This is a genomic window from Amycolatopsis nigrescens CSC17Ta-90 (assembly GCF_000384315.1).
In the GTDB taxonomy this organism is placed as follows: Bacteria; Actinomycetota; Actinomycetes; order Mycobacteriales; family Pseudonocardiaceae; genus Amycolatopsis; species Amycolatopsis nigrescens.
Genome location: NZ_ARVW01000001.1, coordinates 2068622 through 2081798 on the forward strand (window position 1 = coordinate 2068622; position 13177 = coordinate 2081798).

Annotated in this window: 12 protein-coding genes; 7 read left to right on the top strand and 5 right to left on the bottom strand. The window is 69.0% G+C overall.

Going from position 1 to position 13177, the window contains the following annotated elements; translation table 11 throughout:
- Position 1 precedes the first annotated feature (1 nt).
- A complete protein-coding gene (locus AMYNI_RS0109450; protein ID WP_020667763.1) occupies positions 2-979 on the bottom strand; it encodes an ABC transporter permease in 978 nt (325 codons plus the stop codon).
- A 97-nt stretch (positions 980-1076) separates the two neighbouring features.
- Here AMYNI_RS0109450 and AMYNI_RS0109455 point away from each other — a divergent pair, with 97 nt between their 5' ends.
- Both AMYNI_RS0109455 and AMYNI_RS44225 read left to right on the top strand, forming a co-directional pair.
- Positions 1077-1691 carry a TetR/AcrR family transcriptional regulator gene (locus AMYNI_RS0109455; protein ID WP_020667764.1) on the top strand — a complete coding sequence of 205 codons (615 nt, stop codon included), beginning with the start codon at positions 1077-1079 and terminating at the stop codon, positions 1689-1691.
- Entirely contained in the window at positions 1688-2527 is an 840-nt protein-coding gene (locus tag AMYNI_RS44225) for an alpha/beta fold hydrolase (RefSeq protein WP_020667765.1), read from the top strand. Before AMYNI_RS0109455 ends, AMYNI_RS44225 begins: the two co-directional genes overlap by 4 nt.
- 15 nt (positions 2528-2542) lie before the next feature.
- Here the strand turns inward: AMYNI_RS44225 and AMYNI_RS0109465 are convergent, their stop codons facing one another.
- Entirely contained in the window at positions 2543-3298 is a 756-nt protein-coding gene (locus tag AMYNI_RS0109465) for an SDR family NAD(P)-dependent oxidoreductase (protein WP_020667766.1), read from the bottom strand.
- A gap of 34 nt (positions 3299-3332) precedes the next feature.
- Entirely contained in the window at positions 3333-4097 is a 765-nt protein-coding gene (locus tag AMYNI_RS0109470; RefSeq protein WP_020667767.1) for an SDR family NAD(P)-dependent oxidoreductase, read from the bottom strand.
- Positions 4098-4231: 134 nt separating this feature from the next.
- Between AMYNI_RS0109470 and AMYNI_RS0109475 the strand changes: the two genes are divergently transcribed.
- Positions 4232-5071, top strand: a complete 840-nt coding sequence (locus tag AMYNI_RS0109475) for a helix-turn-helix transcriptional regulator (RefSeq protein WP_020667768.1) — start codon at positions 4232-4234, stop codon at positions 5069-5071.
- Here AMYNI_RS0109475 and AMYNI_RS0109480 read toward each other — a convergent pair.
- Together AMYNI_RS0109480 and AMYNI_RS0109485 are read right to left on the bottom strand one after the other, a co-directional pair.
- The gene (locus AMYNI_RS0109480; RefSeq protein ID WP_020667769.1) at positions 5068-6285 is read right to left on the bottom strand and encodes an NAD(P)/FAD-dependent oxidoreductase; all 1218 of its coding nucleotides are present in this window, start codon (positions 6283-6285) and stop codon (positions 5068-5070) included. The two genes, AMYNI_RS0109475 and AMYNI_RS0109480, sit on opposite strands and share 4 nt — an antisense overlap.
- Positions 6282-6605, bottom strand: coding sequence for a 2Fe-2S iron-sulfur cluster-binding protein (locus tag AMYNI_RS0109485; protein ID WP_020667770.1), 324 nt, complete (start codon positions 6603-6605; stop codon positions 6282-6284). The genes AMYNI_RS0109480 and AMYNI_RS0109485 overlap by 4 nt, the downstream gene beginning before the upstream one ends.
- A gap of 599 nt (positions 6606-7204) precedes the next feature.
- On the opposite strand from AMYNI_RS0109485, the gene AMYNI_RS0109490 reads away from it, so the two are divergent.
- From AMYNI_RS0109490 to AMYNI_RS0109505, 4 genes are all read left to right on the top strand, one after another.
- A complete protein-coding gene (locus AMYNI_RS0109490) occupies positions 7205-8968 on the top strand; it encodes a copper resistance CopC/CopD family protein (protein WP_020667771.1) in 1764 nt (587 codons plus the stop codon).
- A gap of 21 nt (positions 8969-8989) precedes the next feature.
- A complete protein-coding gene (locus tag AMYNI_RS0109495) occupies positions 8990-9685 on the top strand; it encodes a helix-turn-helix domain-containing protein (RefSeq protein ID WP_020667772.1) in 696 nt (231 codons plus the stop codon).
- 16 nt (positions 9686-9701) lie between these two features.
- Complete coding sequence (locus AMYNI_RS48950; protein ID WP_020667773.1) at positions 9702-10559, top strand: hypothetical protein; 858 nt, start codon at positions 9702-9704, stop codon at positions 10557-10559.
- Between the two features lie 276 nt (positions 10560-10835).
- Positions 10836-13118: a YncE family protein gene (locus AMYNI_RS0109505; protein WP_020667774.1), complete on the top strand. Its 2283-nt coding sequence runs from the start codon at positions 10836-10838 to the stop codon at positions 13116-13118.
- Positions 13119-13177: the final 59 nt, after the last annotated feature.

Sequence of the window (13177 nt, forward strand, 5' to 3'; positions counted from 1 at the left end):
GTCACCGGATCCTGATCCGCGGGTCGAGCACGACGTGGAACAGGTCGGAAAGCCAGCCCGAGACCAGCACGCACACCCCGACGAACAGGGTGACCGTGGCGGTGATGTTGATGTCCTGGCCGCTGATGCCGACCACCAGCCAGTCCCCCATGCCGTACCAGTTGAACAGTCGCTCGGTGAACACGCCGCCGGTGATCAGCAGGCCGAAGCCGAAGGCGAACGGGGTGGCCATCGGGATCAGCGCGGTGCGCAGGCCGTGTTTGAGCACGGCCTGGCGCCGGGTCAGGCCCTTCGCGCGAGCGGTGCGCAGGTAGTCGCTGCCGAGCACGTCGAGCATGGCGCCGCGCTGGTAGCGGCTGTACAAGGCGACCAGCCCGAGCGCGATGGTCAGCGTGGGCAGCACCAGGTGCCGCAGCCGGTCGAGCAGTTCCGCGCCGAAGCTCCCGCTGAAGTTCGGGGTCACCTCGCCGGTGAACTCGAGCAAGTTCCAGCCCAGCGACTGGTTGATCGCGAGCGTGCCCTGTTTCAGCAGCATGCCGAGCACGAACACCGGCGTGGCCAGCAGCGCGGAGGAAAGGATCGTGATGGCGTGGTCGGCGAACCGGTACTGGCGGACGGCGCCCAGCACGCCGAGCAGCACGCCGAGCACGATGCCGACGACGGCTCCGATCAGGAACAGCCGGACGCTGACCCCCGCGCGGGTCCACAGCTCCTGGCTGACCGGCGCGCCGGCCACCGTGGTGCCGAAGTCGCCGCTGAGCACCCCCGACAGCCAGCTCACGAACCGTTGCGGGATCGGCTGGTCCAGGCCCAACTCGTGGGCTTTGGCCGCGAGTACCGCCTCGGACGGCGGCGGATTCTGCTGCCGCAGCTCATCGAGCGGGTGGAAGGTCGCGCCGGCGAGCGCGAACGCCAGGAACGTCGCGATCAGGGACAACGCGACATAGCTGGCGAAGCGCCGAAGCAGGAAACCGGCCACGTCCCTCCCGTCGTGTTCACGGACCTCACCCTAACCAGCGCCGCTTTCTGGTAACGTCGTGTTTCTAGAAACGTACTGTTACTGAATGGATGGCCGGGTGTCCAGGTTGACGCGGGCGCAGCAGCAGCAGCGGACGCACGAACGGCTGCTGGCAGCCGGGCGGTCGGTGTTCGTCCGGCGCGGTTTCCTCGCCGCGACGGTGGAGGAGATCGTGGCCGAGGCCGGCTACACGCGAGGGGCGCTGTACAAGCACTTCGGTGGCAAGGAGGGGCTGTGGCTGGCGATCACCGAAGCACAGGCCGAGCAGCACCTCCTGCACCTCGGGGAACGCCTCGGCAACGCGTCCGATCGCGACGAGCTGATCGCCGCGCTGATTCCCGGCGGGCCAGCGTTCGGCGAAGGCGAGCCCCGCTGGAGCGTGGCCACCTACGAGTTCGCGGCCTGGATCGCCAGCCAGCCGGAGCTCGCCGGCACCGTGGTCGCCGGCCAGCGGCTCCGCGAGGAACGGATCGTGGAGCTGCTGGAGCGGAACTGCGCGCGCCTCGGCATCCGGCCCGTCCTGCCGCTGCCGCAGGTTGTCGTGCTGATCGGCGCGCTCGGCGGCAGCCTCGCCCTGCGCCGCGCGGTCGACCCGGCCACCGACGTGCGGGCCGTCGAGGCCGGTGTCATCGCCGCCGTGTTCCCGATGCCTTCAGGAAAGGGAAAATCGTGACCGTCCAGTTCGCCCGCAACGGCGACATCGAGATCGCCTACGAAACGTTCGGCGCCGCGCCGGGGCGCCCGCTGCTGCTGATCCACGGTGCCGGGGCACCGATGCTGGGCTGGCCGGAGGAGTTCTGCGCGGCGCTGGTCGAGCGGGGCTTCCACGTCGCCCGCTGCGACAACCGGGACGCCGGCCGCTCCTCCCGCGCGAGGAGGCCCTACACCGTCGCGGACATGGCCACCGACGGGCTGTCCGTATTGGACACACTGGGCTGGCCGGCCGCACACCTCGTCGGCGTGTCCCTCGGCGGCATGATCGGCCAGGTGATGGCCGCCCGGCACCAGGACCGGGTGCTGAGCCTGACCTCGATGTGCTCGGCGCCGGACGCGTCCATGCGGCGCACCAAGATCGGCGTCATGGCGCGGTACTTCGCGCTGAACTGGCGGAAACCAGCCGGACCGGAGGCCGCGGGCGAGCGGCTGGTCAAGCTGCTCCGGCTGGTCGGCTCGACCGGTCATCCGCAGGACGAGGACTGGCTGCGCCGAATCGGCAGCGAAGGCCATCCGCATCGCACCGATTTCGCCGCCGCCCGGCGCCAGGCCGCCGCGGCTCGCGCGTCCGGCGACCGACGGACGGAGCTGTCCACCATCACGGCCCCCACCCTCGTGCTGAGCGGCGACGCCGACCCGCTGCAACCGCCGCGAGCGGGGAAAGCGACCGCCGACGCCATCCCGGGAGCGCGATTCGTCAGCTATCCCGGCATGGGCCACGATCTGCCACCCGCGCTCTGGCCCGCGATCATCGACGACATCGACGCGATCGCCACGACACCGACCAGCCGCTGACCAGCCTGGAATCGCTCAGTGCGCGGTGAGCCCGCCGTCGACGACGAGTTCGGCCCCGGTGACGAAGGAGGATTCGTCGCAGGCCAGAAAGAGCATGGCGGGCGCGATCTCGGCGGGGTCGCCCGCACGGCGCATCGGGGTGCGCACGATGTCGGGTTGCCGGTCGCCCTGCTCGTCGAGCAGGTCCTGGATCATCGGCGTGGCAACGACTCCGGGGTGCACGGAGTTGACCCGCACGCCCTGGGTGGCGTATTCGACGGCGGCGGTCTTGGTCAGCAGCCGCACGGCTCCCTTGGACGCCTGGTATGCGGCGGCGGCCCCGCTGCCGACGAGACCGAGCACCGAGGACGTGTTGATGATCGAGGCGTTGCCGGAGGCGCGCAGCAGGGCCATCGCGGTCTTCATGCCGAGCCAGGTGCCGGTCTGGTTGACCGCGATCACCCGATCCCAGGCGTCCTGCGTGGTGTTCTCGATGCCGGGCCAGTCCACGATCCCGGCGACGTTGACCAGCACGTCGAGGCGGCCGAAGCGCTGCCGGGTCAGCTCGATCACCTCCTGCCAGTTCCCGGCCGAAGAAACGTCCAAGCGAGCCGCCAGCACGTCGGCGCCCGCGGACTCCAAGCGCGCGGCGAGCGCCCGCAGCGCGTCCTCGTCCACGTCGGTGACGACAAGGCGGGCGCCTTCGCCGGCGAACGTGACCGCGGTGGCCGATCCGATGCCACCGGTCGCGCCCGTGATCAGCGCGACCTTGCCGGTGAGCCGTCCAGTCATGACTCGGTCCTCCCTTGTTCTCTGTCGTGCTGAGTCAGGCGGCCGTGTAGCCGCCGTCGGCGGCGACGACCGCGCCGGTGATGAAGGAGGACCGGGGCGAAGCCAGGAACCCGATCACCTCGGCGATCTCCTCGGGCTGCGCGACACGGCCCAGTGGGTGAACCTCGCCGAACGAGCGCAGGTACTGCCGGCTGTCGGCGCGGAAGTTGTCCAGCAGGTCGGTCTCGATCACGCCGGGGGCGACGACGTTGGCGCGGATGCCGTGCGGGCCTCCCTCCAGCGCGAGCACCTTCGTGAGCTGCGCCAGCGCCCCCTTGGACGCGCTGTAGGCCGCGGCCTCGGCCAAGCCGACGGTGCAGGCGAACGATCCGACGGTGACGATCGCGCCGCCGCGCTCGCACATGGCCCGGAACGCCTCCCTGGCATGCAGGAACGCGCCGCGGGCGTTGACGGACATCAGCTCGTCCCAATCGAGCGCGGTGGTCTCGGTGATCGGCTTGTTGACCGATCGTCCGGCGTTGCTGATGAGGATGTCCAAGCCTCCGAACCGGTCGAGCGCCGCGGCCACCGAACGCACCGCGGTGTCCTCGCTGGACACCTCACCCACCAAAGTGGACACACCATCGAACCGCATCGCCAGGTCGTCCACCTCTGGACGGAGGTCGGTGGCGAGCACCCGCGCGCCACGGGCGCACAGCCAACCGACCGTGGCCGCGCCGACCCCGCGGGCGGCGCCGGTGACCAGCGCGACCTTGCCCTCCAGCTCCCCGGCCTTGCCGTCATCGGTGGGTGTGCTCATCGCCGTGCCTTTCCGTGCTGGGCGTCCTGTCGCGCTTCCCAGCCTCGCCCTCGGCCGGGGGACCTGGCAGGACGCGCGGTGACCGGGTGTGCCACACCCACCCTGCCGCGCGGACGGTGACCTAGCCTGGCGTCATGGACGGTGGTGAACTGGGTGAGTTCCTGCGGGCGCGCCGCGCGGCGCGGTCCCCCGAAGACGCGGGCGTGCTCTACTCCGGACGGCGCAAGGTGACCGGGCTGCGCCGCGAAGAAGTCGCCGTGCTCGCCGGGGTGAACGCCGACTACTACACCCGCCTGGAACAGGGCCGCGAGACGCATCCGTCGCCGCAGGTGCTCGACGCCCTGTGCCGCGCGCTGGATCTCGACCCCGACGCCCGCGACCACCTGTACCGGCTGGCCCGGACCGCACCCGAGAGCGGGCCCCCGCCGGTGCCGCGGACCGTGAGCCAGGAGCTACGGCAGCTCATGGACGGTTACCCGCACACCCCCGCCTTCGTGCTCGACCGCGCCCTGGACGTACTGGCCACCAACGCACTGGCCGACGCGCTGTTCTCACCGTTCCGCGCGGTGGACAACCTCGCCCGCATGACCTTCCTCGACCCCGCAGGACGACGGTTCTACGCACGCTGGGACTGGACGACACAGGCCACCGTGGCGAATCTGCGGGTAGCGGCGGGCTTCGACCCGCACGATCCGCGCCTGCGGCAGCTGCTGTCCGAACTCGGCGCGGGCAGCGAACAGTTCCGCGCGCTGTGGGAAACCCACCAGGTGCGTGGCAAGACCCGTGAGCCCAAGCACCTCGTGCACCCGGACGTCGGCCCACTCACCCTGACCTACCAGGCATTCGACGTACGCAGCGCTCCTGGACAGCAACTGATCATCTACCACGCCGAGCCCGCCACCCCCAGCGCCCACGCTCTCGCGCTGTTGAGCAGTCTCCACGCCACCGCCAGAGACGGCTCACGCCAGTCCTAAGCGATCCGGGCGACATGCTGCCTGAGGTCGAAGTCCTCGCCGACATCCGAAGGACGCAACGAGCCGCCCGCGGTGAACAGGCGCCGGGCCGCCATGTGGTCGGGCACCCGGTTGACCGACTCCACGGCGACCAGCCGCCGTTCGCGGAAGCAGAACACCGAGAACCCGCCGTCGTCCGGTCTGCCGTGCACCACCGCCTCGTCGTGGCCGGCGGCGATGCCGGCGATCTGCAGCCTGGCGTCGAACTGGTTGCTCCAGAACCACGGCACGGACGCGTAGGGCTCGGCCGCGCCGGTGAGGCGGGCGGCCAGGCACCTGGCGTGGTCGACGGCGTTCTGCACCGACTCCGAGCGCACCTGGCCGCCCGCGTGCCTGCTGGGATATGCGGCGCAGTCACCGATCGCGGAGATGTCTGGGTCCGACGTGGACATATGTTCGTCGACGACGATGCCGTTGTCGACGGCGAGGCCGGCCTCCGCTGCGAGTTCGGTGTTGGGCACCACGCCGATGCCAACGACGACGAGGTCGGCCGGCAGCACCGTGCCGTCCGCGAGCTCGACGGCGGTCACGTGCCCGGTGCCGTGCAGGCCCGCGACGGCAACGCCGGACAGCACGCGGTTGCCCTGCCGCTCGTGCAGGACGCGGTAGTGCTGGGACACCGTTGGCGACACGGCGCGGCGCATCAGCCGATCCGCCAACTCGACCACGGTCACCGACACCCCGAGCCGGGCGGCCGACGCGGCGAACTCCAGGCCGATGAAACCGCCGCCGATCACCACCACGTCGCGGGCCGTGCCGAGTCGTTCGCGGAGCCGGTCGGCGTCGGCCATGGTCCGCAGGCCGAGCACGCCGTCGAGGTTGCCGCCGGGCCCTGGCAGCCGTCGGTTGCGCGCGCCGGTGGCGAGCACGAGGTGCCCGTACGGCAGGGATCGGCCGCCGGCTAGTCGGAGCCGGTGGTGCTCGCGGTCGATGGCCACTGCCCGGCCCGCGACCAGCTCGATGTCGTGCTTGTCGTAGAACAACCTCGGACGCAGCGCGAGCTTGTCGCCGGGCAGGGTGCCGGTGAGGTAGGCCTTGGACAGCGGCGGCCGCTGGTAGGGCACGCCGGGTTCGTCGCCGACGAGCACCACTCGGTGGGGATAACCCTTGTCGCGCAACGAGGCGGCGGCCTGGAAACCCGCGTGCCCGGCACCGACGATCACCGCGGCTCTCACACCTGCTCCTCGGGAACGAGGACGACGAGACCGTCCAGTTCGCTGCCCACCTTGAGCTGGCAGGACAGCCGACTGTTGGGTTCGCGGGGGCTGGCCGTGTTGTCCAGCATCGCGTCCTCGTGGCTGCCCGGCTCGGGCAGCCAGTCGAGCTGCTCCGGGTCGACGTAGACGTGGCAGGTGGCGCAGATGGCGTTGCCGCCGCACTCGGCGAGGATGCCGTCGACGCCGCCCTCCAGTGCGGCCTCCATGACCGATATCCCCGCGGGCACGTCGAACGACTCCGCCGAACCGTCCTGCTGAACATAGGTGATCTTCGACATCGTCCTGCTCCGACCTATCTTCTCCAGGGCCATTTCAGGCCGACGATGAGGTGAATGCCGCTCTGCCAGGGAAAGTTAGCAGCCTTGTGTTGCCGGAATGTTAGGTCCAGCCGCGCGAGCCGGGATCTTCCTGTGCGGAAGAGATCCGCACCGGAAATCATGTCAGCCACGTGACCCGCCCATTAACTAATGATTGCGAAGATCTCTCGCGATCTAGCTTCGCCGGTGATTTCGAGAGAATCAGCCCGACCGGTGGCGTCACCTGCAAGCATTAGACGTTACGCCGGCGCGCGCTGTCAAGGACATCCGGGCTGCGCGGAACCGGTCAGGCCAGTGGCACGTATTTGCCCGTCCGGGCCATTAACTAGCACTCGACGCGATCCTCGGCGAATCCGCGAGGCCCACGCTCGCATACTGCGAAAATGGCATCTCGCACCATGTTTCTCGCAGATGTCCGAATATTTCACAGCGCGAATCCAGCGCCTTTGGCCGTCGCTGGTCAGAAGCGCCGGGACTGTGCCACCATGGCCCTTCGGCAAATCCAACATTCTCATATCGGCGCACTCGCCACCTGAGAATAAGCTGGGAAAGAGAAATCGATGGCGGTGTGTTCGCGCAGGCTGGTCGTCGCACTCGGGGTATTCGTGATCGCGATGATCTCCAGCCAGGGCACGGCCTCGGCGCACGCGGTGCTGGTGGGCAGCACACCGGGAAGTTTCGAGGTGCTCGGTACCTCGCCGTCCGAGGTGACCTTGCGGTTCAACGAATCCGTCAGCATCGGCGTGGCCGAGATCCGCCTCATCGGCCCGGGTGGCGCCGACGTCGCGGGCGTCTCGAAGCCGGCGCATCCACCGGACAGCCCCGAGGTCGTCGCGGCGACCCTGCCGGCCGGGCTGGCCAAGGGCACCTACACGGTGTCCTACCGGGTGGTGTCCGCCGACTCCCATCCCGTGCAGGGGGCTTTCGCGTTCAGCGTCGGCGAAGTCACCGGCGGCGTCGCGGCCGGCACGGACGCCGGTACCGCGAGCGGAGCGGTGTCGCTGCTGTACGGCATCACCCGCTGGCTCGCGTACGCCGGACTGGCCCTGCTGATCGGATCGGCCTTCTTCGTGGCCGTGTGCTGGCCGGGCGGCGAGGCGATGGCCGGGGCGCGCCGATTGCTGTGGACCGGCTGGGGAACCCTGACCGGAGCCACCGTGGGGACGCTGCTCATCTACGGCCCGTACGCGGCCGGCGGATCGATGGGCGACCTCACGGATCCGGCGTTGCTCGGCTCGACGCTGGCCGACCGGATGGGCGTGACGCTCGCCGTCCGGCTGGTACTGCTCGGCCTGATCGCCGTGGGACTGCGATACCTGCGCCGCAGCACGCCTTTCGGGCAGTACCAGGTCCGCAACCACCGCCGCCGAGCGGTGGTGGTGCTCGCGACCGGTGCCGCGCTGGCGGTGACCTGGAGCCTGGCCAACCACAGCGCGACCGGAGCGCAGGTCGGACTGGCCATCCCCGCCGACGCGATCCATCTGCTCGCGATGGCGGTCTGGCTCGGCGGCCTGCCCGTGCTGCTCGGCGTTCTGCTGCGCTCGGGTGACGTGGGCGGTATGCGGACCGCGATCCCCCGATTCTCGGCCACCGCGCCGATCTGCGTCGGTGTCCTGATGGTGACGGGCACCTATCAGGCCTGGCGCGAAGTCGGCACGCCGGCGGCCTTGTTCGGCACGGCATACGGGCTCGTGCTCGCCGCGAAGGTGGGCGTGGTCGTCGTGCTGGTGGGGCTGGGCGGGCTGGCCCGCAACTGGGTGCGCCGGCACTACGCCTTCGAGGTCGTCACGGTCTCCGACAAGCGGCGGGCGCGCAGAGGGCCGGCGGAACGTGAGGTCGGCCGCTTCCGCCGGATGATCTCGGTGGAGGTCACCGTCGCCAGCGTGCTGCTCGGGTTGACCGCGTCGCTGGTGAGTGCCGAGCCCGCCGCGGCCGAGCTGACCAGGATCCGCGCGCTGGAGTCGATCCCGGAGCGTACCGGGCCGGTGAACGTGGTGCTGCCGTTCGACGCCGGGGGCGGCGAGCAGGGGGCCGGCAAGCTGGCGGCGTTGGTCATGCCCGGTGCGGTCGGCCGGAACGAGGTGCACCTCGCGGTGCTCGACGTGCACGGGAAACCCAAGCAGGTACCCGAGTTGCGCGCGGAGCTGAGGTTGCCGGCCAGGTCCATCGGGCCGCTGCCCGTCGAGATGCGGCTGATCAGCGGTGATCACGCGATCGCGCAGAACGCGCCCATCACGATGCCGGGGCAGTGGGAGCTCGCCGTCACCGTGCGCACGTCCGAAGTCGACCAGGCCGTGGTGCGGATTCCAGTCGGCGTGCGCTGATTCTCGAAACGGGGAGAACAGATGAACAGGGACATCCGCGACGGCGACGCGCGCAGCCTGCCGGCGGACGCGCTGGAGCGGCTGCGTCGCCAGGTCGTCGCCGCGGTCGAGTCCGGCTTTCCGCACGAGCAGGCCGCGCGCGTCTTCGGCGTTTCGCGGAAGACCGTGGGCACCTGGGTCCGCACCTACCAGGCCGGCGGCGAACAGGCGCTCCAGCCGAGACGCCGAGGGCGCCGCGCCGGTGATCGGCTGGCGCTTTCCGCGGCACAGCAGGCGTGGGTGGTCAAGACCGTCGCGAGCGGACCGCCGGACGACCTTGGCCTGCCGTGTCTGTTGTGGACGCGGCGGGCGGTCGCCGAGCTGATCCGCGGGAAGTTCTCGATCGCGCTCAGCACGGCGACGATCGACCAGTACCTGTCGCGATGGGATCTGATCACCGAATCCCGCCCGCCGGCAGCGGAACCGGACGCTGCCTTGTGGGTGGCGTGGACCTGCCCGCGCCCGGTCACCAGCCCCGCCCGGTTGAACGCGCTGGTGGCCCGCACCAATCGTGGGGTGCTGCTGTTCCTAGTGAGCGAACGACCCTTCGACCGCGAACGACTGACCGATTTCCGGAAAAGGCTGCGGGTGCAGCTCGCGCGGGACGTGCGCGTGGTCGTCCGCGGCTGGCCCGGCGCACAGGCCGAACTGCTCGACTGCTGGCAGCACGATGACTGAAACCAGGAGGCCAAGCATGCGAATTCGCCGCTGCTTCTCGTTCGGCGTGCTGATGCTCGTCTGCTTCACGGGCACGGCGGTGGGGGCCGTGCCCGCGGACCCGGTACTAGCCTCGAGCTGCGCGACCGTGATGGAGGGGGTGGCCGGTCAGGCGGTCGTGCTGGACCCGCGGGCGGTGGGCGAGCCGATCACGGAAGTCCTCAAAGGACTGGACCCGCTCGGCATCCTGGTGGCACCGTTCCGGCAGGTGTGGAACGGCTTGCCGCCGGTCCCCCTCGGTACCGTCCCGGTCGGTGAGCTGATGATCGACGGGACACACGTCGCCGAGGCCGTGGTCCAGCGGCTGCGGGAGATTCCTTTGCTGGCGCCGGTTCTTGAGCTGCTGGTGCCACCGGTGCGCTCGGTGCTCGGCGCGGCCTGCGGCATTCTGGCCCGCGCCGCCGACCAGCCCGATGTCCCCGACCCGGAAGCTCCGGCACCCCCGCTCGGGCCGAGTGCCCCTGGCGACTCCCCGGGACTGTCGGACCGTCCAGGTCGTCCACGGTGGAACTGGGATACGACGGGAGCTTCGTACGACCCGATCGCGGGCGGCAAGGGCGGCGGCACCCGGTTCGGTACCCGCCTCGGGCAGCCATTTCCGGCCGGGGCAGCGATCGGTTTCCGTGCCCCCGGTGCCGCCCCGGGACAGGGTGTTCCTGGCCCGGACGCGCCGAGCCCGTTGGTGGCGAACGCTCGGCGGCCCGCCGGCACGGCGGTGGCGCTGCCGGCCGAGCGGAAGCAGCTTTCCCAGCCGGTGGCGCTGCTCGCCGTGCTGCTGCTCACCGTGGTCAGCGCGCAACTGGTCCGCACCTGGGTGCTCCGCGCCCAGCACTGAAACATTTTCCGAGCACCTTCCACTATTCGCATATCCACCTCGGGAAGTATTCAGATTCGCCGACCGGCAATCAATTACTTACACATTTCTTCACCAGGCGCCCAGAATTGCGAGCACGTTCCTTTACATTCAATTAACCCGCACGCATCCGTCGTCGAACACTCAGCGTGCTGTAATTTTTTCGTCCGAATTCGGACGAAAAAGAAAGGAATGCCCATGTCCTTAAAAGCTCCTCCGGGAGCCCGAAGTAAGCGATACCGCTTCAAGGGGGCGGTCTTGCTGGCTATCGGAGCGGTCGGGGCTTCGGCGGTGGCCGCGGTGCCCGCCACCGCGTTGCCGGTCGGAGTCGGTCCGGTGCCGATCACCTTCAACCTGAACGACAGCAACGGAAACTGGTTCGACTCCGGGCTCGAGCTGTTCGGCGGCAAGTCGCTCGCGGTGGCGGAACTGCCGCGGCTCGGCACCACCGCACTGGACGGCGGGATCATCCCCAAGCTGCCCGACCTCGGCCTCGGCCTCGGCGGCTTGGCACCGCAGGAGTCCGGTGGCCTGATGAACCTGAACCTGGTCGACTCGCTCACCGGCCTGGTGAAGGACGCGACCAAGTCGGCTCCGTTGCTCGGCGAGACCGGGGTGAACCTCGGTGAAATGCTCAACCTGGACAGCACCCTGTCCGCCGTCAAGTCGATCGCCGGGGCCAAGCCGGAGGCGGCAGCGGCCGCCGGCAAGGCCGAAGGGCTGCTCGGTCAGTTCTCCTCGGTGATGGCCGGACTGCCGGCCGACGCGCCGATCAGCCTGAACAGCCTTCCGGTCGGTCTCGACCTCCAGAAGGCGCTGGACGACCTCGCCACGTTCGCCGTGAAGGGCCCCGCGGTCACGGCGAACTTCAAGATCGAGGATCCGGCCAGCGAGTCGCTGCACGACATCACCTCGCTGATCTGGCCGGAGAACGCGCCCTATTTCGAGCAGATGGGTGCTTTCGCCGGCGAGGACTCCACGCAGCTCACCGAGCCGGGTCTGTACGCCTGGACGTGCACCATCCATCCGTACATGCTCGGCGCGACCGTCGTCGACGATCCGCTCACCATCGGGCTCGACTTCGGCAAGAGCCTCAAGGTCAACTCGCGGAACATGACCGTTCCGTCGAGCGCGGACGTCATCCAGCAGCTGGTGCGGTCGTTCTTCACGATCACCGTGCCGGACAACTGGCAGAAGTACAGCGCGACCGAGTCGTCCAGCTGGAACCCCCTGTTCCCGCCGGCGCCGATCCTGCAGTACGACGAAAACGGCAACCCGCTGCTGATTCCCATCCTGGACGCCTACTACGACAAGAAGTTCAACTATCCCAAGACGCTGGACGCGCTGACCCCACCGAAGACACCAGGGGTGGGTGAAGTCTGGATCGACACCCAGATGGAGGAATACGCCGGTAAGGACTACGTGGGTGCGGCCACGAAGGTCAACGTGGAGAACTGGAAGGTCGATCGGAAGATCTCCGGTTCGAGCATCAATCTGAACAATCCGCACAACATGTGGACGGACAAGGACTACAAGTACCTGTACCAGACGCAATGGTTCGACGACGAGCTGTCGGTGTTCGACCGAGATACCGGCGCGCACGTCCGAACTGTCGAAGTCGGGCCGGATCCATCACACGTGATGACCCGGACCGATACCGACCAGGTGCAGGTGGCGATCAACGGTGGTACGGATGTCGTGGAGCTCTCACCGGGTGCCACGAAGATCGACCGGCGCATTCCGGTCGGGCCGATGGGAGCGAACATGGCCCCGCAGCATCCGCACGCGTTCTGGCTCAGCGGTGACGGCAAGACCACCATCACGCCGAACGTCAACCCGTACGACGCCAGTGTGGTCGACAACGAAACAGGTACCTGGAAGAAGGAACCGACCGGCGAATTGCCGATCGCTTCCGGAATGATGTCGGACCAGTCGAAGTTCTACATGGCAGACTTCCTCGGGGCGAGCATTTCGTGTGTCTCGCTCGCGGAGGACGCCTGCATGCAGGACGGCAAGGCGGTGCACAACTCCAGCATCAACCTGTGGGAGAACTACGACCCGGTCGCCGGGCGGGACGGCACCAAGCCGTGGGGTGGCCTCACCATCCAGCTCCCGGTCAGCCCCGACGACAAGGCGCTGCTGGCCGCGAACACCTTCAGCGGCACGGTTTCGGTCATCGACCCGAAGACCGACAAGGTGCTCAAGGAGCTGCCTTGCAACGCCGGCTGTCACGGCATCAACTTCGGTGCCAAGAAGGGCGGCGGCTACTACGGCTACGTGTCCAACAAGTTCTCCAACGCCGCGCAGGTCATCGACATCGACCCGAACGGTGACGGCAACATCTCGGACGCCGCCATCGCCGGCCAGCTGGTGCTCAACCAGACGGCCGACACGAAAATGGAGGACACCCTCACCGGGCAATCCGGCATGGGTGGACAGGGCGTGCTGCCGATTCCGCTGGTCTACAACGGATGGTCGCAGCAGGTCCCGGCCGGATGGCGGGAGAAGCTGACGCCCGAGCAGCTCAACCCGATCGGCTGAGCCGATTTCGTTCTGACCGTCCACTCCCGATAACTGCGGCCCGGAGCTGGGTACCCCTT